Genomic DNA, 18,807 nt, shown 5'->3' on the forward strand with positions numbered 1-18,807 from the left:
CCCGGCGCGACTCAGGAAGCGACCCAGGTAACCGTCTCTTCGTAGTCGTGGTCGTGCTTGTCTGCGCAGGGGGTAGCTTTGGGCGGCACATAACCAACCCGATCAGCGGGCGCCGTGTGCGTCTGTTCCCAGTAGGCAACGGCTTCTGCGCACAACATTTTCTGTTGCGCGGATAACGCGACACCGTTGGGCCACTTGCCCAGCTCGATCGCCCGTTTCAGGCTACCGACGATTTGCGGATTGAGGATCTGCAGCAATTCATCCAGGGACTGGAACATCGGGTCTCCCCTTCACAATACTTACGTCGAAAACTCTGCATCGGAAAAAAAGAAAGCCGGTCGATGACCGGCTTTCCTTCGCTCGGCACAGATAACGTACCGATCAACCTAAAGCACAGGGCCTCAGGCTTCCGCAGCTTCCACGGCTTCGCCCGCTACCGGACGATCAACCAGCTCCACGTAAGCCATCGGAGCCTTGTCACCGGCGCGGAAACCGCATTTCAGAATGCGGATGTATCCGCCCGGACGGGCTTCGTAACGGGGACCCAGTTCGTCGAACAGCTTGCGTACGGCATCCTTGTCGCGGATACGGGCAAAAGCCAGACGGCGGTTGGCAACACTGTCTTTCTTGGCCAGGGTGATCAGCGGCTCGGCAACGCGACGCAGCTCCTTGGCTTTCGGCAGTGTGGTTTTGATCAGTTCGTGCTCTACCAGAGAAGCGGTCATGTTCTTGAACATGGCCTTGCGGTGAGAGCTGGTACGACTGAATTTACGGCCACTATAGCGATGACGCATAACTCAATTCCTCACGACTTTCATTGCTTTCTCAGCAAGTCGTCTGGGAGTGGTGATAGCCTGCGGCGCACACCACTCGGTTTTCTTCACAAGGCCGGGCAGTACCCGCGCCACAAATGCTTTACAGGGAGCTCAGCTTGCTGTCGCCTTTGAGGCTGGCCGGCGGCCAGTTCTCGAGGCGCATACCCAAGGAGAGGCCGCGGGAGGCCAGAACATCCTTGATCTCGGTCAGGGATTTCTTGCCCAGGTTCGGCGTCTTCAGCAGCTCTACTTCGGTGCGCTGAATCAGGTCGCCGATGTAGTAGATGTTTTCCGCTTTCAGACAGTTGGCCGAACGCACGGTCAGCTCCAGGTCGTCTACCGGGCGCAACAGCACCGGATCGACTTCCTCTTCCTTCGCTTCCGGCTGGGAATCCTTCTCGCCTTCGAGGTCCACAAACACTGCCAGCTGTTGCTGCAGGATGGTGGCGGCGCGACGGATCGCTTCTTCCGGGTCCAGAGTACCGTTGGTTTCCAGATCCAGAACCAGCTTGTCCAGGTCGGTGCGCTGCTCAACACGCGCGGATTCCACGCTGTAAGATACGCGACGAACCGGGCCAAAGGAGGCATCCAGCTGCAGACGGCCGATAGAACGGGTCTCATCTTCGTCTTCGCGGCGGGCGTCGGCGGGCTGATAGCCACGGCCGCGCGCAACGGTCAGACGCAGATTGAGTTGCACATCGCCGGTAATGTTGGCGATAACATGTTCGGGGTTCACGATTTCAATGTCGTGATCCACCTGGATGTCGCCAGCGGTCACCGGACCCGGGCCCTTCTTGCTCAGACCCAGCACTGCCTGGTCCTTGCCGTGCATCACCACCGCAATTTCCTTCAGGTTGAGCAGGATTTCGATAACATCTTCCTGCACACCTTCGATGGCACTGTACTCATGCTCCACACCATCGATTTCCACTTCGGTGACAGCGCAACCGGGCATGGAAGACAGCAGGATGCGGCGCAGTGCGTTGCCGAGAGTGTGGCCGAAACCACGCTCCAGCGGTTCCAGAACCACTTTGGCGTGATTCTGGTTGTACTCGGTGACGTCAATACGACGAGGTGTCAAAAACTCGTTGACAGCAGTCTGCATAGCCATACCTGTATTACAGTTTTATTCCTTAAATGGAACAGAGCCTTACTTGGAGTAGAGTTCCACAATAAGGTTTTCATTGATTTCTGCCGGCAGATCCACGCGGTCCGGAACACGCTTGAAGGTACCTTCCAGCTTGCTCGCGTTCACGTCTACCCACTCAACGTCACCGCGCTGTGCAGCGAGGGCAACGGAGTTCTGGATACGCATCTGCTTCTTGGCCTTCTCGCGAATGGAGATCACGTCGCCTTCCTGAACCTGGTAGGAAGGAACGTTAACCGCAGCGCCATTCACCAAAATCGCCTTGTGGGAAACCAACTGACGCGCTTCAGAGCGAGTTGAGCCGAAGCCCATGCGGTAAACCACGTTGTCGAGACGTTTTTCGAGAAGTTGCAGCAGGTTCTCACCAGTTGCACCTTTCAGACGCGCAGCTTGCTTATAGTAGTTGCGGAACTGCTTTTCCAGCACGCCGTAGATACGACGCACTTTTTGTTTTTCACGCAGCTGAACACCGTAGTCGGAAAGACGACCGCGGCCGGCGCCATGAACACCGGGTTTGGTTTCCGCGCGGCACTTTGACTCGTGCGGGCGAACGCCAGATTTCAGCTGAAGATCAGTACCTTCCCGGCGGGAAAGTTTACATTTTGGTCCAATATAACGTGCCATTTCGTCAACCCCCTCTTACACGCGACGTTTCTTGGGCGGACGACATCCGTTATGCGGAATTGGCGTCACGTCGGTGATGTTGGTGATCTTGTAGCCGCAGTTATTCAGGGCGCGAACAGCAGATTCGCGACCGGGGCCCGGGCCCTTCACTTCGACATCAAGGTTTTTCAGGCCGTACTCCTGAGCGGCAGTACCTGCGCGCTCAGCGGCAACCTGGGCTGCGAAAGGGGTGCTCTTGCGAGAACCGCGGAAACCGGAACCACCAGCGGTAGCCCAGCTCAGAGTGTTGCCCTGACGGTCAGTGATCGTCACGATCGTGTTGTTGAACGATGCGTGGATGTGGGCAACACCGTCGACAACGGTCTTTTTGACCTTTTTGCGAACAGTAGTTTTTGGCTTAGCCATACCTGTATCCTAAATCCTGTACTTGTTAAGACTCGCGCGGCGCGATTACTTACCCAATCTTACTTACGAATGGGCTTGCGCGGACCCTTGCGGGTACGGGCGTTAGTCTTGGTGCGCTGACCGCGAAGCGGCAGGCTGCGACGGTGACGCAGACCGCGGAAGCAACCCAGGTCCATCAGACGCTTGATGTTCATGGATACTTCACGACGCAGATCACCCTCAACGGTCAGTTTTGCAACTTCACCGCGGATGGTTTCAATCTGCTCTTCGGACAGATCACGAAGTTTGGTGGATTCAGCGATACCTACCGCTGCCAGAATAGACTTGGCCGTAGTGCGACCGACACCATAAATATGGGTCAGGGAGATCACGGCGTGCTTGTGGTCTGGTACGTTTACACCAGCAATACGTGCCATAGAGGCATACTCCACGTATTGTGAACCGGCGCTACTTGGTAATGGCGCGGTTCAATTCTCAATTCGGCGCTGACAGCGAATAAAAAGCCACCAGCACCACCAAAAAGGCGCGCAAGAATAGCTTTTCATACACCAATTTGCAATAGCCCACCCTCCCAAGGCCTCAGCCCTGGGAAAATAGACGACAGTCAACGCCCCCTTTTTTGAAACCTGGAAGTCATTTTATTAGTGACTTTTCGGTCTCGCCGCAGACCGGGAGGTTTGCGGTGCGCCTTTGTACACGGGGCCGTGCAAGAAGGCAAATTTATAAACACTCTGTGCAGAATCCGAAAAAGACTCTGCACAGATCGGTGTCACAACTGGCCCCTCTCGGGAGTGGACACCGTGCCGGCCCTCCCTGGCCGGCTGCCGATCGGCGCAAACAGCTTCGCTGTTTGAGTGCGCCGATTAGCCCTGCCGCTGCTTGTGACGCGGCTCAGCGCTGCAGATTACCCGCAGAACGCCTTTGCGACGTACGATTTTGCAGTTACGGCAGATCTTTTTGATAGAAGCGCGTACTTTCATGACCTTACCTCAATTCACTCCTGCTGCGGCGGCTGCCGATCAACGGCGGCCGTAGCCTTGCAGATTCGCCTTTTTCATCAACCCTTCATACTGGTGAGACAACAGGTGCGACTGCACTTGCGCCATGAAGTCCATCACTACGACCACAACGATCAGCAGCGAGGTACCGCCCAAGTAGAAAGGAATGTTCAGCCCGACCACCAGGAACTGCGGCAGCAGGGAGACCAGCGCGATGTAAACAGCACCCACCAGAGTCAGACGAGTCAGAACGGTGTCGATATAACGCGCGGTCTGTTCGCCAGGGCGGATACCGGGCACATAAGCACCGGATTTTTTCAGGTTGTCTGCTACTTCATTCGGGTTAAACATCAACGCCGTATAGAAGAAACAGAAGAAGCCAATCAACAGTGCGAACAGAATAATGTTCAGCGGCTGACCCGGGCCCAGCTGCAGTGCCATCCACTGCAGTATCTGCGCACCGATGCCCTCGCCACCCTGGCCGAACCACTGCGCCAGAGTCGCAGGGAACAGCAGGATACTGCTGGCAAAAATCACCGGAATCACACCGGCCATATTGACCTTCAGCGGCAGGTGGCTGGACTGTGCCGCCGGCGCCTGGGAGTAACGACCTGCCTGACGACGCGCATGGTTGATGGTGATGCGGCGTTGACCGCGCTCCATAACCACAACGAAGTACACAACAGCAATCGCCACAAAACCAATCGCCAACAGCATCAGGATATGCAGCTCACCCTGGCGCGCCTGCTCGAAAGCCTGGCCAATGGCACTGGGCAGACCTGCGACGATACCGGCGAAAATCAGCATGGAAATGCCGTTGCCAACACCGCGCTCCGTAATCTGTTCACCCAGCCACATCATGAATACAGCACCGGTCACCAGTGACACTACGGCCACAAAGTAGAATCCGAATGCCGGCTCAGCGGAGTAAGCCAGGTTCTGACCGGCGAGACCAAAGGTCATACCGATACCCTGGATCAGAGCCAGCAGCACCGTCAGGTAACGGGTGTACTGGTTGATCTTACGGCGCCCTGCATCACCTTCCTTCTTCAACGCCTCCAGAGAAGGCGTTACCGCGGTCATCAACTGCATGATGATAGACGCGGAGATGTACGGCATGATGCCAAGGGCCAGAATACTCATCCGCTCCAGTGCACCACCGGAGAACATGTTGAACAGACCAAGGATGGTTCCCTGGTTCTGGTTGAACAGGTTCGCCAGCTTCTCCGGATCAATACCGGGCACCGGAATGTGAGTTCCAATGCGATACACGAGTATCGCGAGAAACAGAAAACGAAGGCGAGCCCAAAGCTCGCCTAATCCCTTGCCGTTGCCCAGGGAGTTAACACCAGATCCTGGTCGTGCCATTGGGGCCTCGATTTAGTCTTCTACTTTTCCGCCAGCAGCTTCAATGGCCGCTTTAGCACCCTTGGTGACGCTCAGACCTTTCACGGTAACCGCTTTGGTCAGCTCACCAGACAGGAACACTTTGGCGCGCTTAATGTGGCTGCCGATAATATCGGCATTCTTCAGCGCTGCCAAATCAATAGTGTCACCGTCCACCTTCGCCAGCTCCGCCAGACGCACTTCCGCCACAAAGCGGCCAACGCGAGAGGTGAAACCGTACTTCGGCAGGCGCTTCTGCAAAGGCATCTGACCGCCTTCGAAGCCCGGACGTACACGTCCGCCGGAACGGGATTTCTGACCCTTGTGGCCGCGACCACCGGTTTTACCCAGGCCGCTACCGATACCACGACCCACACGCTTGCTAGCGTGCTTGTGGCCTTCCGCGGGAGACAATTCATTCAGACGCATGTTATGCCTCCTCCACTTTTACGAGGTAATTCACCTTGTTGATCATGCCGCGCACAGAGGGAGTGTCTTCCACTTCCACAGTGTGACCGATGCGGCGCAGACCCAGACCAGCGACGCACGCCTGATGATTCTTCAGACGACCGGCGACGCTCTTGACCTGGGTGACTTTGATGGTCTTCTTAGCCATGACTCATTCACTCAAAGCAAGTTTCAGAACGGACCGCAGCGATTCTGCTGCCACGGCCCGAATCCGAATCAGTTCAGGATTTCTTCCACAGACTTGCCACGCTTGGCGGCAACATCTTCCGGGCTGCTCATTTTGCCCAGCGCACTGAAGGTTGCGCGCACGACGTTTACCGGGTTGGTAGAGCCGTAGCACTTGGCCAGTACGTTGTGGACACCAGCCATTTCCAGTACGGAGCGCATGGCACCGCCGGCAATTACACCGGTACCCTGGGAAGCGGGCTGCATGTAAACCTTGGAACCGCCGTGACGACCGTTGGTAGCGTACTGAATGGTGTCACCGTTCAGGTCTACCTGGATCATATTGCGACGCGCAGCTTCCATTGCCTTCTGGATGGCAACCGGTACTTCGCGCGCCTTGCCACGACCGAAACCGACACGGCCATTGCCGTCGCCAACTACGGTCAGAGCGGTGAACGCGAAAATACGACCACCCTTTACGGTTTTGGCAACACGATTGACCTGGACCAGCTTTTCCTGGAGGCCTTCGTCATTGCCTTTCTCGACTTTTTCTCTAGCCATAACTCAACCCTTAGAATTTCAGACCGGCTTCACGGGCAGCGTCTGCCAGGGCCTTGACACGGCCATGGTATTTGAAGCCGCTACGATCGAAGGCTACCGCTTCAACGCCGGCGGCTTTCGCGCGCTCAGCGATCAGGGTGCCAACGGCTGTAGCAGCGTCGACGTTACCGGTTTTGCTTTCACGCAGGTCCTTGTCCAGAGTAGAGGCTGAGGCCAATACCTTGTCGCCATCGGCAGACAGGATCTGTGCGTAGATGTGGCGGGGCGTGCGGTTCACTGTCAGGCGAACGGCGCCCAGCTCACGCATTTTGGCGCGGGCACGACGTGCACGACGCAAGCGAGATTGCTTCTTAACGTTCATATCTATGCCTTACTTCTTCTTGGCCTCTTTGCGATACACACGCTCGTCTGCATAACGGACGCCCTTACCTTTGTAGGGCTCCGGCGGACGGAACGCGCGGATCTCAGCGGCCACTTGACCCAACAGCTGCTTGTCGCTGCTCTTCAGTACGATTTCAGTCTGACTCGGAGTTTCGGCGCTAACGCCTTCCGGCAGATCGTAATCAACCGGATGGGAGAAGCCGAGGCTCAGGTTAACGGACTTACCGGCTGCTTTTGCACGGTAACCCACGCCGACCAGTTGCAGTTTCTTTTCGAAACCCTGACTGACACCGACCACCATATTGCTAACCAGAGCGCGGGTAGTGCCGGCGAGGGCACGTGCCTGCTTGGACCCATTGCGTGCAGCAAAGGTCAACTGGTTGTCTTCCTGCTTCACTTCCACATCGCTGTGAACAGAGAAGTTCAGGTTGCCATTTCCGCCTTTAACAGCGATATCCTGGCCTGAAAGGCTCACGGAAACGCCAGCGGGGATGCTTACGGGACTATTTGCTACTCGAGACATATCAACCCCCGCTTAGAATACGGTGCAGAGCACTTCGCCGCCGACACCAGCCTGACGGGCTGCGCGATCGGTCATCACACCTTTAGAGGTGGAGACGATGGCTATACCCAGGCCGCCGCGAACGGAAGGCAGTGCTTTTTTACCGGCGTAGTTACGCAGGCCCGGACGGGAAACCCGATCCAGCTCGGCAATAACCGGTTTGCCCTGAAAGTACTTCAGTTCGATGGTCAGTTCAGGCTTGGCACCTTCGCTAACAGCAACTTCAGACACATAACCTTCGCTCTTCAGAACGTTGGCCACGGCTACTTTCAGTTTTGAAGAAGGCATAGAAACGCTGCCCTTTCCGCGCGCCAGGGCGTTGCGGACGCGGGTCAGCATGTCTGCCAACGGATCTTGCATACTCATTACTTAAGACTCCTCAAGTCTGCCGTATTACCAGCTGGATTTAACCAGGCCGGGGACATCTCCACGCATGGCTGCTTCACGCAGTTTGTTACGGCACAGGCCGAATTTGCGATAGACAGCGTGGGGGCGACCAGTGATCCGACAGCGGCGTTGCTGACGAGTCGGGCTTGCATCGCGCGGCAGTTGTTGCAGCTTGAGTTGAGCCTCCCAACGCTCCTCATCGGAAGCGCTGGCACTGGCGATGATCGCCTTCAGCTCTTGACGCTTTTCGGCGTACTTAGCTGCGGTTCGAGCGCGCTTGTTCTCACGCGCAATCATGGATTTCTTCGCCATGGAATCCTCTTAACCCTTGAAAGGGAAGTTGAATGCTTTCAGCAGTGCACGACCTTGGTCGTCGTTGGCTGCTGTAGTAGTGATACAAATATCCAGACCGCGAATCTTGTCTACTTTGTCGTAGTCAATTTCCGGGAAGATGATTTGTTCGGTTACACCCATCGAGAAATTACCACGACCGTCGAACTGCTTCGGGCTGACGCCACGGAAGTCGCGAATACGCGGAATCGCGATACCGATCAGACGCTCCAGGAACTCGTACATGCGCTCGCCGCGCAGAGTTACCTTACAGCCGATCGGCCAGCCATCACGGATCTTGAAGCCCGCAATCGACTTGCGCGCATTGGTAATGATGGGTTTTTGACCAGTGATCGCAGTCATGTCACTGACTGCGTGTTCCAGTACCTTCTTGTCACCAACAGCTTCACCGACACCCATGTTGACGGTGATCTTGGTGATGCGCGGCACTGCCATCACGTTCTCGATGCCCAGCTCTTCTTTCAGCTTGGGCGCGAGTTCTTTGGTATAGAGCTCTTTAAGCCTTGCCATTTTTTCCACCTGACTTATGCGTCAACGGCGTCGCCGCTGGATTTGAAGACGCGGATCTTAGTACCGTCTTCCAGTACTTTAAAGCCTACCCGGTCAGCTTTCTGGGTGCTTGGGTTGAAAATGGCCACGTTGGAAGCCTGGATAGCGGCTTCTTTCTCAACGATGCCACCCGCAACACCCAGTTGTGGATTCGGCTTCTGGTGCTTTTTGATCATCTGCACACCGGATACGATCAGGCGACCGTCGTTCAGCACCTTGCGTACGGTGCCACGCTTGCCTTTATCGCGACCGGCGATAACGATCACTTCGTCGTCACGCTTGATCTTGCGCATGTCTTTTCTCCGCTCGTGGCTTAGATAACTTCGGGAGCCAGTGAGATGATCTTCATGAACTTCTCACCGCGCAGCTCGCGAGTTACCGGGCCAAAAATACGGGTGCCGACCGGAGCAAGGTTCTGGTTCAGCAGCACCGCTGCGTTATCGTCAAACTTGATCAGGGAACCGTCGGCGCGACGCACACCTTTTCTGGTGCGAACCACAACGGCGTTCATTACCTGACCTTTTTTCACTTTACCGCGAGGAATTGCTTCCTTGACGGTCACTTTAATGATGTCGCCAACGCCAGCGTAGCGACGGTGGGAGCCGCCCAGCACCTTGATGCACATGACACGGCGAGCCCCACTGTTATCGGCTACTTCTAAGTAGGATTCTGCTTGAATCATTGTTCCTCTCCGAAGACCTTTTTAGGCCTTCACAGTCAATGCCAATGCGCTAGGGGTTAAACCTTCGCCGCACGCTCTACAATTTGCTGCAAGGCCCAGGACTTGCTCTTGGACAGCGGACGAGATTCTTCAATGACCACGACATCACCGATGCCGCATTCATTGTTTTCGTCATGTGCCTTGAGCTTGGTGGACTTGCTCACGATTTTGCCGTAGATCGGGTGCTTCACACGGCGCTCGATCAAAACGGTGATGGTCTTATCCATCTTGTCACTCACGACCTTACCGGTCAGAGTACGCTTCAGTTTTGCTTCAGCCATGATCAGTTACCTGCCTTCTCAGTCAAAACAGTCTTAATGCGAGCAATGTCGCGACGAGTCTGCTTCAGCAGATGGGTCTGAGTCAGCTGACCGGTGGACTTCTGCATACGCAGCTTGAATTGAGCTTCAAGCTGGCTCAGCAGTTCCTGGTTCAGTTCTTCAACTGACTTTGAGCGTAGATCTGCAGTCTTCATTACATCACCGAACGCTTAACGAAAGTTGTCTTTACAGGCAGCTTGGCTGCAGCGAGATCAAATGCCTCACGAGCCAGTTCTTCGGAAACACCCTCCATTTCATAGAGGACTTTGCCCGGTTGAATCTGGGCAACCCAGTACTCAACGCCACCCTTACCTTTACCCATCCGCACTTCAAGAGGCTTGTTGGTGATGGGTTTGTCCGGAAACACACGAATCCAGATCTTGCCGCCACGTTTAACGTGACGAGTCATTGCGCGACGAGCCGCCTCGATCTGGCGCGCAGTAATGCGACCGCGACCGATGGCCTTAAGGCCAAACTCGCCAAAGCTCACTTTGGAGCCGCGCTGGGAAAGACCGCGGTTGCGACCCTTCTGTACCTTGCGGAATTTTGTACGCTTCGGTTGTAGCATCTGCGCACCCCTTAATTAGCAGCTTTCTTGCGAGTCTTCGCTGGCTTCTCTTCGGGGATTTCGTCACCGATGACTTCGCCTTTGAAGATCCAAACTTTCACACCGATGATGCCGTAGGTAGTACTGGCTTCAGCAGTGCCGTAGTCGATGTTGGCACGCAGAGTGTGCAGCGGTACACGACCCTCACGGTACCATTCGGTACGCGCGATCTCGGCGCCGCCCAAACGGCCGCTAACCTGGATCTTGATACCCTCTGCGCCCTGGCGCATGGCGTTCTGTACGGCGCGCTTCATGGCGCGACGGAACATAACGCGACGCTCCAGCTGCTGAGCAACGTTCTGGGCTACCAGAGTGGCGTCCATATCCGGTTTGCGCACTTCTTCGATGTCGATGTGCACCGGAACACCCATCTGAGCGGTCAGGTCGTTGCGCAGACGCTCTACGTCTTCACCTTTCTTGCCGATTACGATGCCCGGACGCGCAGTGTGAATGGTCACACGTGCGGTATTGGCCGGACGTTCGATCTCGATACGGCTCACGGAAGCGTGGGCCAGTTTCTTGCGAATGTATTCGCGAACTTTCAGATCCGTGTACAGCTTGTCTGCGTACTCGTCGCTGCCGGCATACCAAACAGAGGTATGCTTTTTAACGATACCCAGACGAATGCCGGTAGGATGTACTTTTTGTCCCATGGTTTTCTCGCCTGCTCTCTTATTTCTCGGCTACTTTCACAGTAATGTGACAAGTACGCTTGAAAATGCGGTCGGCACGACCCTTGGCACGCGGTTTAATGCGCTTCATAGTCATACCTTCATCCACGAAGATGGTGGAAACCTTCAGCTCGTCAACATCGGCACCTTCGTTGTGCTCGGCGTTGGCAATCGCGGATTCCAGAACCTTCTTGACGATCGCAGCACCCTTCTTGTGGCTGAAAGCCAGGATATCCAGGGCTTCCTCGACACCTTTACCGCGAATCTGATCTGCTACCAGACGCGCTTTTTGTGCCGACAGACGAGCACCGCGTAATTTTGCTTGTACTTCCATCTCTATAACCTCGGCTTAGCGCTTCTTCGCTTTCTTATCCGCGGCGTGACCACGGTAAGTGCGGGTAGCAGCAAACTCACCCAGCTTATGGCCAACCATTTCTTCGTTGACCAGCACGGGTACGTGTTGACGGCCGTTGTGCACGGCGATCGTCAGGCCCACCATTTCCGGCATAATCATGGAACGGCGGGACCAGGTTTTAATCGGTCGACGATCATTGGATTCAATCGCCGCCTCCACCTTCTTGATCAGATGCAGATCAATAAAGGGACCTTTCTTTAATGAGCGTGGCACTTTAGATTCCTCTTAGCTGCTCACACATCGCTCGGCCATTCTCCTATAGAGAATTACTTGCCGCGACGACGCACAATCATGTTGTCGGTGCGCTTGTTCTTACGCGTTTTCTTACCCTTGGTCGGAACACCCCAAGGCGTCACAGGATGACGACCACCGGAGGTACGACCTTCACCACCACCATGCGGGTGATCTACCGGGTTCATCGCCACACCGCGAACGGTCGGGCGAACACCACGCCAACGCTTAGCACCGGCTTTACCCAGCTTGCGCAGACTGTGCTCGGAGTTGCTCACTTCACCCAAGGTGGCGCGGCACTCGGTCAGAACCTTACGCATCTCACCAGAACGCAGACGAATAGTTGCGTACTGACCATCACGGGCAACCAGCTGAACAGAAGCACCGGCAGAGCGGGCCAGCTGAGCACCTTTACCAGGCTTCAGCTCGATACCGTGAATTACGGAACCAACCGGGATATTGCGCAGCGGCAGGGTGTTACCTACAGCGATCGGCGCAGCGTCACCAGATTGGATTTTTGCACCGGCCTGCAGTCCTTTCGGCGCAATGATGTAACGACGCTCGCCGTCGGCGTAGCACACCAGAGCGATGTGTGCGCTGCGGTTCGGATCGTACTCCAGGCGCTCAACAGTGGCAGGAATGCCATCTTTATTGCGCTTGAAGTCCACCATGCGGTAGTGATGCTTGTGACCACCACCGATATGACGGGTGGTAATGCGACCGTTGTTGTTACGACCACCGGTCTTGGACTTCTTCTCGACCAGCGGTGCATAGGGCGCGCCCTTATGCAGCTCGGCGTTGACAATCTTGACCAGGTGACGACGGCCGGCTGAGGTCGGTTTTGTTTTTACAATAGCCATTGCAACTTTCCCCTTTACTCAGCAGCTTCGAAGTTAATGTCGCTGCCTTCGGCCAGACGAACGTAGGCTTTTTTCCAATCATTGCGCTGGCCCATGCCGTAGCGGGTGCGCTTGGTCTTGCCTTTTACGTTCACGGTACGAACCTGCTCAACGGAAACGTTAAACAGTTTTTCTACCGCAGCCTTGATATCGGCTTTGGAAGCGTCGGTGGTTACTTTGAACACTACCTGGTTGGCGGAATCCGCCAGCACAGCAGCCTTCTCGGAAATTACCGGGCCCAGCAGTACTTTGTAGAGTCGCTCTTGGATCATCCCAGCACCTCATCAATTTTCTTGAGTGCAGAAACGGTAACCACGACTTTGTCAAAGCGAATCAGGCTTACCGGATCGATACCCTGTACGTCGCGAACATCGATCTTGTGCAGGTTGCGCGCGGCCAGGTAGAGGTTTTCATTTACCTCTTCGGTCACGATCAACGCGTCGGACAGATCGTACTGAGCCAGCTTGGTTACCAGTTGTTTGGTCTTCGGCGCGTCAACGTCGAAAGACTCAACCACAACCAGACGCTCCTGACGAGCCAGCTCGGAGAGAATGCAGCGCAGTGCAGCGCGGTACATTTTCTTGTTCAGCTTGACACTGTGATCACGCGGTACAGCAGCGAACGTTACACCACCAGAACGCCACAGCGGGCTGCGGGTAGTACCGGCGCGAGCGCGACCAGTACCCTTCTGGCGGAACGGCTTCTTGCCGCCACCGGAAACATCGGAGCGAGTCTTTTGAGCCTTGGTACCCTGACGAGCGCCTGCCATGTAGGCAACCACTGCCTGGTGCACCAGGTCCTGATTGAATTCACGACCGAAAGTCACTTCAGAAACTGCAACAGTGCCTTTAGCGCCTTCGGGAGTAGCGATATTCAGTTCCATATCTATTTACCCTCAGCCTTAGGCTTTAACTGCCGGACGAACGATTACGTCGCCGCCGGGCGCACCGGGAACGGCACCTTTAACCAGCAGCAGATTGCGTTCGGCGTCAACTCGAACCACTTCCAGGTTCTGCACGGTTACGCGCTCGGAACCCAGGTGGCCGGCCATTTTCTTGCCTTTCCACACGCGGCCAGGAGTCTGACACTGACCGATAGAACCGGGAGCGCGGTGAGACAGGGAGTTACCGTGAGTGGCGTCCTGGGTACGGAAATTCCAACGCTTGATAGCGCCTTGGAAACCTTTACCTTTGGAAGTTCCGGTTACGTCGATCTTCTGACCGGCTTCAAAGCCAGCAACAGTGATTTCAGAACCGATTTCGAAGGACTCTTCAGAAGCGTCAGTGCGCAGTTCGAAGAGTGCAGAGCCAGCCTCAGTGTTGGCTTTGGCGAAGTGGCCCGCGAGGGGCTTGGAGACACGGGAAGCCTTACGGGAACCCACAGTTACCTGAACCGCGGAGTAGCCATCAGTTTCCAGAGTTTTCACTTGAGTGACGCGATTCGGAGCTACCTCGATAACAGTTACCGGGATAGACGCGCCATCTTCAGTGAAGATGCGAGTCATGCCGCTCTTGCGGCCGACAATACCTATAGTCATCTTTTCAACCTCTCAGTGCACGGGGCTTTAACCCACTGCGGCCGCCCAATTTCAGAGCGTTACACTACCCAGACCTTTTTCGCCTGGGATTCGGTAGTTAATTTGAAGTGTTAGCCGAGACTGATCTGAACCTCAACACCGGCCGCCAGATCGAGCTTCATCAGCGCGTCGACGGTTTTCTCGGTAGGCTCGACAATATCCAGCAAACGCTTGTGAGTACGAATTTCGTACTGGTCACGCGCATCTTTGTTGACGTGCGGGGAAATCAGTACGGTGTACTTCTCTTTGCGAGTCGGCAGCGGGATGGGACCGCGTACTTGAGCGCCGGTGCGCTTGGCCGTCTCTACGATCTCCTGAGTAGAGGTATCGATCAGCTTGTGATCGAACGCCTTCAGGCGAATTCGGATGCGTTGACCCTGCATGGAATCAAACTCCAATCAATAAAGCTTAAAGAACGTCCTTTTACACAGCCCCGAGGGCGGGCGAAAAGGAGCGCGAAGTCTACGGGTGATTATTTGATCTGTCAACACCGGACCAAAAGAAGCCATACACCCCCTGCGGGGCGGCGCAAGACGAACCTACACTTGGGAAATCAGCAACCTCAGGAGGAGCAACAGTCATGACCATAGCCTCCACCATCAGTCACTACCTGAATGATCACTCGATACATTACCGGGTGATCCCCCATGACCACAGCGCCACCAGCCGGGAAAGCGCACACAAGGCCGGTGTCCGCGAGGATTCAGTCGCCAAAGCCATCCTACTGGAGGACGACCGGGGAATGGTAATGGCGATTATTCCCGCCAGCAGCAGCCTGAACATGAGCGCGGTTCACGATGAAACCGGCCGCAACCACCTGAAAATGGTGGATGAAGAGGCGTTCGGCAAAATTTTCAGCGACTGCGAAGTCGGCGCACTGCCCCCACTGGGCCCAGCCTATGGCATCACCACCCTCGTAGACCACAGCCTCGCCCGCTGCGACACCATCTACCTGGAATCCGGTGACCATGAATCCCTGGTTGCGCTCGACGGCAGGGATTTCCAGCAACTGATGTCCAACTGCCAACACTGCGACCTGAGCCGCGACTGGTTCTGAACGGGCACAAAAAAAGCCGCGGCGTTTCCACCGCGGCTTTTCTGCTTCAGATCAAAAGTAGAAATTACTCAATGATCTTAGCTACAACGCCAGCACCAACGGTACGGCCACCTTCGCGAATCGCGAAACGCAGACCTTCTTCCATGGCGATCGGGGCGATCAGGGTAACGGTCATCTGAACGTTATCGCCCGGCATTACCATCTCGGTGCCTTCCGGCAGTTCACACGCACCAGTTACGTCGGTGGTACGGAAGTAGAACTGCGGACGGTAGCCCTTGAAGAACGGGGTGTGACGACCACCTTCGTCCTTGGACAGTACGTACACTTCCGCTTCGAACTTGGTGTGCGGAGTGATGGAACCCGGCTTGGCCAGTACCTGACCACGCTCTACTTCGTCACGCTTGGTGCCGCGCAGCAGGGCGCCGATGTTCTCACCAGCACGACCTTCGTCCAACAGCTTGCGGAACATTTCCACACCGGTACAGGTGGTGGTGGTGGTGTCACGGATACCAACGATGGCGATTTCATCACCAGTCTTGACGATACCACGCTCCACACGGCCGGTTACTACGGTGCCGCGACCAGAGATGGAGAATACGTCTTCGATCGGCATCAGGAACGGCTTGTCGATAGCGCGCTCAGGCTCCGGGATGTAGGCGTCCAGGGTTTCCACCAGTTTCTTAACGGCAGTGGTACCCATTTCGTTGTCGTCTTCGCCGTTCAGCGCCATCAGCGCAGAACCAACGATGATCGGAGTGTCGTCGCCCGGGAACTCGTACTGGTCCAGAAGTTCGCGAACTTCCATCTCCACCAGTTCCAGCAGCTCTTCGTCGTCGACCATGTCGGCTTTGTTCAGGAATACCACGATGTACGGTACACCTACCTGACGGGACAGCAGGATGTGCTCGCGGGTCTGCGGCATGGGGCCGTCAGCAGCGGAACATACCAGGATCGCGCCGTCCATCTGCGCCGCACCGGTGATCATGTTCTTCACGTAGTCGGCGTGTCCCGGGCAGTCAACGTGCGCGTAGTGACGAGTCGGGGACTCGTATTCCACGTGGGAAGTGGAGATGGTGATACCGCGCTCGCGCTCTTCCGGTGCGTTATCGATACCGTCGAAGGCAACGGCAGCGCCGCCCCACACTTCGGAACATACGCGGGTCAGCGCAGCGGTCAGGGTGGTTTTACCGTGGTCAACGTGACCAATGGTGCCCACGTTTACGTGGGGCTTGGAACGTTCAAACTTTTCTTTTGCCATCTCAGATGTCCTCTAGATCAAAGCTTGTCTGAAAAAAATTCTAGCAAGGGAGCCCCGCAGGACTCCCCGTCATAGGGTTGCGAACCTATCAGGCCTTGTTCTTGGCGATGATTTCGTCAGCAACGTTCTTCGGTGCTTCCGCGTACTTCTGGAATTCCATGGTGTAGGTAGCACGGCCCTGGGTGGCGGAGCGCAGATCGGTAGCGTAGCCAAACATTTCAGCCAGCGGCACCTCTGCGTTGATCACCTTGCCAGAGGAGTTCTCATCCATACCCTGGATAAGACCACGACGACGGTTCAGGTCACCGACCACGTCACCCATGTTCTCTTCCGGAGTTACCACTTCGACCTTCATGATCGGCTCAAGCAGTACAGCGCCACCCTTCTGGGCCAGCTGCTTGGTCGCCATGGACGCAGCGATCTTGAACGCCATCTCGTTGGAGTCCACATCGTGGTAGGAACCGTCGTACACAGTAGCCTTCAGACCCAGCAGCGGGTAGCCCGCCAGTACGCCGTTCTGCATCTGCTCGGAGATACCCTTCTGGATCGCCGGTACGTATTCCTTCGGAACCACACCACCCACGATCTCGTTCACGAATACCAGACCGTCTTCCGCATCCGCGTCCAGGTTCGGCTCGAAGCGAATCCATACGTGACCGTACTGACCGCGACCACCGGACTGACGCACGAACTTGCCTTCGATCTCACACTTGTTGGTGATGCGCTCGCGGTAGGCAACCTGCGGCTTACCGATGTTGGCTTCCACGTTAAACTCGCGACGCATACGGTCGACGATGATGTCCAGGTGCAACTCACCCATACCGGAGATGATGGTCTGACCAGTTTCTTCGTCGGTCTTGACACGGAAAGACGGGTCTTCCTGAGCCAGCTTGCCCAGAGCGATACCCATTTTTTCCTGATCCGGCTTGGACTTCGGCTCAACCGCTACGGAGATTACCGGCTCCGGGAACTCCATACGCTCGAGAACAATCTTGTTGGCCTCATCACACAGAGTGTCACCAGTGGTGGTGTCTTTCAGACCGATCGCCGCGGCGATGTCACCAGCCAGTACTTCTTTGATTTCCTGACGGTTGTTCGCGTGCATCTGCACCATACGGCCGATACGCTCGCGCTTGCTCTTCACGGAATTGAACACACCAGTGCCGCTCTCCAGTTTACCGGAGTAAACACGGAAGAAAGTCAGAGTACCAACGAAGGGGTCGGTGGCAATTTTGAATGCCAGCGCAGCAAACGGCGCGTTATCGTCAGCCTCACGGGTAGCGATGGTTTCACCGTCGTCCAGAGTACCTTCGATCGCCTTAACTTCGGTCGGCGCCGGCAGGTATTCAATAACCGCGTCCAATACCGCCTGCACACCCTTGTTCTTGAATGCAGAACCGCCGAGAACCGGTACGATTTCGTTGGCCAGAGTGCGCTGACGGATTGCCGCCTTGATTTCCTCTTCGGACAGCTCGCCTTCTTCGAGGTATTTCTCCATCAGCTCTTCGCTGGCTTCAGCCGCAGCTTCCATCAGGAATTCGCGCATTTCGGCGCACTGATCGGCCATATCAGCGGGGATGTCTTCGTAGCTGAAGGTCATGCCCTGGTCTTCTTCGTTCCAGATGATGGCTTTCATCTTGACCAGGTCAACAACACCCTTGAACTCGTCTTCAGAGCCAATGGTCATCTGCAGCGGAACTGCGTTCGCGTTCAGACGAGTTTTCAGCTGCTTAACAACATTCAGGTAGTTGGCACCAGTGCGGTCCATCTTGTTGACGAAGACCATGCGCGGTACTTCGTACTTGTTGGCCTGACGCCATACGGTTTCGGTCTGCGGCTGCACACCGGAGGAACCACACAGCACAACAACCGCGCCGTCCAGTACACGCAGGGAGCGCTCTACTTCAATGGTGAAGTCAACGTGTCCGGGGGTGTCGATGATGTTGATGCGGTGCTGGTCGAACTGCTGACGCATTCCAGCCCAGAAGCAGGTGGTCGCCGCGGAGGTGATGGTAATACCACGCTCTTGCTCCTGTGCCATCCAGTCCATGGTGGCCGCACCCTCGTGCACCTCACCAATTTTGTGGGACAGACCGGTGTAGAACAGGACGCGCTCGGTGGTGGTGGTTTTACCGGCGTCTACGTGGGCGCAGATACCGATATTGCGATAGCGTGCGATAGGCGTTTTACGTGCCACAGTTGTATCCTCGATATAACGGCAAAAGGCAGCGCGGAACCTTCCTTGCTGCCTTT

Annotated in this window: 32 protein-coding genes; 1 reads left to right on the forward strand and 31 read right to left on the reverse strand. The window is 55.8% G+C overall.

The window, feature by feature from the left end; translation table 11 throughout:
* Positions 1–11 precede the first annotated feature (11 nt).
* From FDY93_RS16785 to rpsJ, 29 genes are all read right to left on the reverse strand, one after another.
* Complete coding sequence (locus tag FDY93_RS16785) at positions 12–278, reverse strand: DUF1315 family protein (RefSeq protein ID WP_138236924.1); 267 nt, start codon at positions 276–278, stop codon at positions 12–14.
* Between the two features lie 123 nt (positions 279–401).
* Complete coding sequence (gene rplQ, locus FDY93_RS16790) at positions 402–794, reverse strand: 50S ribosomal protein L17 (RefSeq protein ID WP_105101947.1); 393 nt, start codon at positions 792–794, stop codon at positions 402–404.
* A 121-nt stretch (positions 795–915) separates the two neighbouring features.
* The gene (locus FDY93_RS16795) at positions 916–1,920 is read right to left on the reverse strand and encodes a DNA-directed RNA polymerase subunit alpha (protein WP_138236925.1); all 1,005 of its coding nucleotides are present in this window, start codon (positions 1,918–1,920) and stop codon (positions 916–918) included.
* Between the two features lie 45 nt (positions 1,921–1,965).
* A complete protein-coding gene (gene rpsD, locus FDY93_RS16800; protein WP_138236926.1) occupies positions 1,966–2,586 on the reverse strand; it encodes a 30S ribosomal protein S4 in 621 nt (206 codons plus the stop codon).
* A gap of 15 nt (positions 2,587–2,601) precedes the next feature.
* A complete protein-coding gene (rpsK, locus tag FDY93_RS16805; RefSeq protein ID WP_043320820.1) occupies positions 2,602–2,991 on the reverse strand; it encodes a 30S ribosomal protein S11 in 390 nt (129 codons plus the stop codon).
* Between the two features lie 59 nt (positions 2,992–3,050).
* Complete coding sequence (rpsM, locus tag FDY93_RS16810) at positions 3,051–3,407, reverse strand: 30S ribosomal protein S13 (protein ID WP_138236927.1); 357 nt, start codon at positions 3,405–3,407, stop codon at positions 3,051–3,053.
* Between the two features lie 447 nt (positions 3,408–3,854).
* On the reverse strand, positions 3,855–3,971 hold the full coding sequence (gene rpmJ / locus FDY93_RS16815) for a 50S ribosomal protein L36 (protein ID WP_105101951.1): 117 nt from the start codon (positions 3,969–3,971) through the stop codon (positions 3,855–3,857).
* Positions 3,972–4,010: 39 nt separating this feature from the next.
* Positions 4,011–5,357 (reverse strand): preprotein translocase subunit SecY, encoded by a 1,347-nt coding sequence (gene secY, locus FDY93_RS16820; protein ID WP_138236928.1) that lies wholly within the window; start codon positions 5,355–5,357, stop codon positions 4,011–4,013.
* A gap of 12 nt (positions 5,358–5,369) precedes the next feature.
* Positions 5,370–5,804: a 50S ribosomal protein L15 gene (gene rplO, locus FDY93_RS16825; protein WP_138236929.1), complete on the reverse strand. Its 435-nt coding sequence runs from the start codon at positions 5,802–5,804 to the stop codon at positions 5,370–5,372.
* A gap of 1 nt (position 5,805) precedes the next feature.
* Positions 5,806–5,991, reverse strand: a complete 186-nt coding sequence (gene rpmD / locus FDY93_RS16830) for a 50S ribosomal protein L30 (RefSeq protein ID WP_105101954.1) — start codon at positions 5,989–5,991, stop codon at positions 5,806–5,808.
* A 68-nt stretch (positions 5,992–6,059) separates the two neighbouring features.
* Positions 6,060–6,569 carry a 30S ribosomal protein S5 gene (gene rpsE / locus FDY93_RS16835; RefSeq protein WP_105101955.1) on the reverse strand — a complete coding sequence of 170 codons (510 nt, stop codon included), beginning with the start codon at positions 6,567–6,569 and terminating at the stop codon, positions 6,060–6,062.
* A gap of 10 nt (positions 6,570–6,579) precedes the next feature.
* Positions 6,580–6,930, reverse strand: a complete 351-nt coding sequence (gene rplR / locus FDY93_RS16840) for a 50S ribosomal protein L18 (protein WP_138236930.1) — start codon at positions 6,928–6,930, stop codon at positions 6,580–6,582.
* Between the two features lie 9 nt (positions 6,931–6,939).
* Positions 6,940–7,473: a 50S ribosomal protein L6 gene (gene rplF, locus FDY93_RS16845; protein ID WP_138236931.1), complete on the reverse strand. Its 534-nt coding sequence runs from the start codon at positions 7,471–7,473 to the stop codon at positions 6,940–6,942.
* Between the two features lie 12 nt (positions 7,474–7,485).
* The gene (rpsH, locus tag FDY93_RS16850) at positions 7,486–7,878 is read right to left on the reverse strand and encodes a 30S ribosomal protein S8 (protein ID WP_138236932.1); all 393 of its coding nucleotides are present in this window, start codon (positions 7,876–7,878) and stop codon (positions 7,486–7,488) included.
* Between the two features lie 27 nt (positions 7,879–7,905).
* The gene (gene rpsN / locus FDY93_RS16855; RefSeq protein ID WP_105101959.1) at positions 7,906–8,211 is read right to left on the reverse strand and encodes a 30S ribosomal protein S14; all 306 of its coding nucleotides are present in this window, start codon (positions 8,209–8,211) and stop codon (positions 7,906–7,908) included.
* A gap of 9 nt (positions 8,212–8,220) precedes the next feature.
* Positions 8,221–8,760, reverse strand: a complete 540-nt coding sequence (rplE, locus tag FDY93_RS16860) for a 50S ribosomal protein L5 (RefSeq protein WP_138236933.1) — start codon at positions 8,758–8,760, stop codon at positions 8,221–8,223.
* Positions 8,761–8,774: 14 nt separating this feature from the next.
* Positions 8,775–9,092, reverse strand: a complete 318-nt coding sequence (gene rplX / locus FDY93_RS16865; RefSeq protein ID WP_105101961.1) for a 50S ribosomal protein L24 — start codon at positions 9,090–9,092, stop codon at positions 8,775–8,777.
* Between the two features lie 20 nt (positions 9,093–9,112).
* Positions 9,113–9,481 carry a 50S ribosomal protein L14 gene (gene rplN, locus FDY93_RS16870; RefSeq protein WP_138236934.1) on the reverse strand — a complete coding sequence of 123 codons (369 nt, stop codon included), beginning with the start codon at positions 9,479–9,481 and terminating at the stop codon, positions 9,113–9,115.
* Between the two features lie 56 nt (positions 9,482–9,537).
* On the reverse strand, positions 9,538–9,801 hold the full coding sequence (gene rpsQ, locus FDY93_RS16875; RefSeq protein ID WP_138236935.1) for a 30S ribosomal protein S17: 264 nt from the start codon (positions 9,799–9,801) through the stop codon (positions 9,538–9,540).
* 2 nt (positions 9,802–9,803) lie between these two features.
* Complete coding sequence (rpmC, locus tag FDY93_RS16880; RefSeq protein ID WP_043320803.1) at positions 9,804–9,995, reverse strand: 50S ribosomal protein L29; 192 nt, start codon at positions 9,993–9,995, stop codon at positions 9,804–9,806.
* The gene (rplP, locus tag FDY93_RS16885; RefSeq protein ID WP_105101964.1) at positions 9,995–10,408 is read right to left on the reverse strand and encodes a 50S ribosomal protein L16; all 414 of its coding nucleotides are present in this window, start codon (positions 10,406–10,408) and stop codon (positions 9,995–9,997) included. Before rplP ends, rpmC begins: the two co-directional genes overlap by 1 nt.
* A gap of 11 nt (positions 10,409–10,419) precedes the next feature.
* Positions 10,420–11,100, reverse strand: coding sequence for a 30S ribosomal protein S3 (rpsC, locus tag FDY93_RS16890; RefSeq protein ID WP_105101965.1), 681 nt, complete (start codon positions 11,098–11,100; stop codon positions 10,420–10,422).
* Positions 11,101–11,119: 19 nt separating this feature from the next.
* Positions 11,120–11,452 (reverse strand): 50S ribosomal protein L22, encoded by a 333-nt coding sequence (gene rplV, locus FDY93_RS16895; RefSeq protein WP_105101966.1) that lies wholly within the window; start codon positions 11,450–11,452, stop codon positions 11,120–11,122.
* Positions 11,453–11,467: 15 nt separating this feature from the next.
* Positions 11,468–11,746, reverse strand: coding sequence for a 30S ribosomal protein S19 (rpsS, locus tag FDY93_RS16900; protein ID WP_105101967.1), 279 nt, complete (start codon positions 11,744–11,746; stop codon positions 11,468–11,470).
* Between the two features lie 53 nt (positions 11,747–11,799).
* Positions 11,800–12,624: a 50S ribosomal protein L2 gene (rplB, locus tag FDY93_RS16905; RefSeq protein WP_138236936.1), complete on the reverse strand. Its 825-nt coding sequence runs from the start codon at positions 12,622–12,624 to the stop codon at positions 11,800–11,802.
* 14 nt (positions 12,625–12,638) lie between these two features.
* Positions 12,639–12,935, reverse strand: a complete 297-nt coding sequence (gene rplW, locus FDY93_RS16910) for a 50S ribosomal protein L23 (protein WP_138236937.1) — start codon at positions 12,933–12,935, stop codon at positions 12,639–12,641.
* Positions 12,932–13,546, reverse strand: coding sequence for a 50S ribosomal protein L4 (gene rplD, locus FDY93_RS16915; RefSeq protein ID WP_138236938.1), 615 nt, complete (start codon positions 13,544–13,546; stop codon positions 12,932–12,934). The genes rplW and rplD overlap by 4 nt, the downstream gene beginning before the upstream one ends.
* An 18-nt stretch (positions 13,547–13,564) precedes the next feature.
* Complete coding sequence (rplC, locus tag FDY93_RS16920) at positions 13,565–14,200, reverse strand: 50S ribosomal protein L3 (protein WP_138236939.1); 636 nt, start codon at positions 14,198–14,200, stop codon at positions 13,565–13,567.
* Between the two features lie 110 nt (positions 14,201–14,310).
* The gene (gene rpsJ / locus FDY93_RS16925) at positions 14,311–14,622 is read right to left on the reverse strand and encodes a 30S ribosomal protein S10 (protein WP_066967210.1); all 312 of its coding nucleotides are present in this window, start codon (positions 14,620–14,622) and stop codon (positions 14,311–14,313) included.
* A 197-nt stretch (positions 14,623–14,819) separates the two neighbouring features.
* On the opposite strand from rpsJ, the gene FDY93_RS16930 reads away from it, so the two are divergent.
* Positions 14,820–15,296: an aminoacyl-tRNA deacylase gene (locus FDY93_RS16930; protein ID WP_138236940.1), complete on the forward strand. Its 477-nt coding sequence runs from the start codon at positions 14,820–14,822 to the stop codon at positions 15,294–15,296.
* A 64-nt stretch (positions 15,297–15,360) separates the two neighbouring features.
* Here the strand turns inward: FDY93_RS16930 and tuf are convergent, their stop codons facing one another.
* Positions 15,361–16,554: an elongation factor Tu gene (gene tuf / locus FDY93_RS16935; protein ID WP_138236941.1), complete on the reverse strand. Its 1,194-nt coding sequence runs from the start codon at positions 16,552–16,554 to the stop codon at positions 15,361–15,363.
* A gap of 88 nt (positions 16,555–16,642) precedes the next feature.
* The gene (gene fusA / locus FDY93_RS16940; RefSeq protein ID WP_138236942.1) at positions 16,643–18,751 is read right to left on the reverse strand and encodes an elongation factor G; all 2,109 of its coding nucleotides are present in this window, start codon (positions 18,749–18,751) and stop codon (positions 16,643–16,645) included.
* Positions 18,752–18,807: the final 56 nt, after the last annotated feature.

Origin of the sequence: Microbulbifer harenosus (assembly GCF_005771435.1) — a bacterium.
GTDB lineage: Bacteria > Pseudomonadota > Gammaproteobacteria > Pseudomonadales > Cellvibrionaceae > Microbulbifer > Microbulbifer harenosus.

What these genes read in the sequence shown, in the direction of transcription:
- FDY93_RS16785 (WP_138236924.1), bottom strand. Translation starts at nt 278, where the DNA reads ATGTTCCAGTCCCTGGATGAATTGCTGCAGATCCTCAATCCGCAAATC.
- rplQ (WP_105101947.1), bottom strand. Translation starts at nt 794, where the DNA reads ATGCGTCATCGCTATAGTGGCCGTAAATTCAGTCGTACCAGCTCTCAC.
- FDY93_RS16795 (WP_138236925.1), bottom strand. Translation starts at nt 1,920, where the DNA reads ATGCAGACTGCTGTCAACGAGTTTTTGACACCTCGTCGTATTGACGTC.
- rpsD (WP_138236926.1), bottom strand. Translation starts at nt 2,586, where the DNA reads ATGGCACGTTATATTGGACCAAAATGTAAACTTTCCCGCCGGGAAGGT.
- rpsK (WP_043320820.1), bottom strand. Translation starts at nt 2,991, where the DNA reads ATGGCTAAGCCAAAAACTACTGTTCGCAAAAAGGTCAAAAAGACCGTT.
- rpsM (WP_138236927.1), bottom strand. Translation starts at nt 3,407, where the DNA reads ATGGCACGTATTGCTGGTGTAAACGTACCAGACCACAAGCACGCCGTG.
- rpmJ (WP_105101951.1), bottom strand. Translation starts at nt 3,971, where the DNA reads ATGAAAGTACGCGCTTCTATCAAAAAGATCTGCCGTAACTGCAAAATC.
- secY (WP_138236928.1), bottom strand. Translation starts at nt 5,357, where the DNA reads ATGGCACGACCAGGATCTGGTGTTAACTCCCTGGGCAACGGCAAGGGA.
- rplO (WP_138236929.1), bottom strand. Translation starts at nt 5,804, where the DNA reads ATGCGTCTGAATGAATTGTCTCCCGCGGAAGGCCACAAGCACGCTAGC.
- rpmD (WP_105101954.1), bottom strand. Translation starts at nt 5,991, where the DNA reads ATGGCTAAGAAGACCATCAAAGTCACCCAGGTCAAGAGCGTCGCCGGT.
- rpsE (WP_105101955.1), bottom strand. Translation starts at nt 6,569, where the DNA reads ATGGCTAGAGAAAAAGTCGAGAAAGGCAATGACGAAGGCCTCCAGGAA.
- rplR (WP_138236930.1), bottom strand. Translation starts at nt 6,930, where the DNA reads ATGAACGTTAAGAAGCAATCTCGCTTGCGTCGTGCACGTCGTGCCCGC.
- rplF (WP_138236931.1), bottom strand. Translation starts at nt 7,473, where the DNA reads ATGTCTCGAGTAGCAAATAGTCCCGTAAGCATCCCCGCTGGCGTTTCC.
- rpsH (WP_138236932.1), bottom strand. Translation starts at nt 7,878, where the DNA reads ATGAGTATGCAAGATCCGTTGGCAGACATGCTGACCCGCGTCCGCAAC.
- rpsN (WP_105101959.1), bottom strand. Translation starts at nt 8,211, where the DNA reads ATGGCGAAGAAATCCATGATTGCGCGTGAGAACAAGCGCGCTCGAACC.
- rplE (WP_138236933.1), bottom strand. Translation starts at nt 8,760, where the DNA reads ATGGCAAGGCTTAAAGAGCTCTATACCAAAGAACTCGCGCCCAAGCTG.
- rplX (WP_105101961.1), bottom strand. Translation starts at nt 9,092, where the DNA reads ATGCGCAAGATCAAGCGTGACGACGAAGTGATCGTTATCGCCGGTCGC.
- rplN (WP_138236934.1), bottom strand. Translation starts at nt 9,481, where the DNA reads ATGATTCAAGCAGAATCCTACTTAGAAGTAGCCGATAACAGTGGGGCT.
- rpsQ (WP_138236935.1), bottom strand. Translation starts at nt 9,801, where the DNA reads ATGGCTGAAGCAAAACTGAAGCGTACTCTGACCGGTAAGGTCGTGAGT.
- rpmC (WP_043320803.1), bottom strand. Translation starts at nt 9,995, where the DNA reads ATGAAGACTGCAGATCTACGCTCAAAGTCAGTTGAAGAACTGAACCAG.
- rplP (WP_105101964.1), bottom strand. Translation starts at nt 10,408, where the DNA reads ATGCTACAACCGAAGCGTACAAAATTCCGCAAGGTACAGAAGGGTCGC.
- rpsC (WP_105101965.1), bottom strand. Translation starts at nt 11,100, where the DNA reads ATGGGACAAAAAGTACATCCTACCGGCATTCGTCTGGGTATCGTTAAA.
- rplV (WP_105101966.1), bottom strand. Translation starts at nt 11,452, where the DNA reads ATGGAAGTACAAGCAAAATTACGCGGTGCTCGTCTGTCGGCACAAAAA.
- rplB (WP_138236936.1), bottom strand. Translation starts at nt 12,624, where the DNA reads ATGGCTATTGTAAAAACAAAACCGACCTCAGCCGGCCGTCGTCACCTG.
- rplW (WP_138236937.1), bottom strand. Translation starts at nt 12,935, where the DNA reads ATGATCCAAGAGCGACTCTACAAAGTACTGCTGGGCCCGGTAATTTCC.
- rplD (WP_138236938.1), bottom strand. Translation starts at nt 13,546, where the DNA reads ATGGAACTGAATATCGCTACTCCCGAAGGCGCTAAAGGCACTGTTGCA.
- rplC (WP_138236939.1), bottom strand. Translation starts at nt 14,200, where the DNA reads ATGACTATAGGTATTGTCGGCCGCAAGAGCGGCATGACTCGCATCTTC.
- rpsJ (WP_066967210.1), bottom strand. Translation starts at nt 14,622, where the DNA reads ATGCAGGGTCAACGCATCCGAATTCGCCTGAAGGCGTTCGATCACAAG.
- FDY93_RS16930 (WP_138236940.1), top strand. Translation starts at nt 14,820, where the DNA reads ATGACCATAGCCTCCACCATCAGTCACTACCTGAATGATCACTCGATA.
- tuf (WP_138236941.1), bottom strand. Translation starts at nt 16,554, where the DNA reads ATGGCAAAAGAAAAGTTTGAACGTTCCAAGCCCCACGTAAACGTGGGC.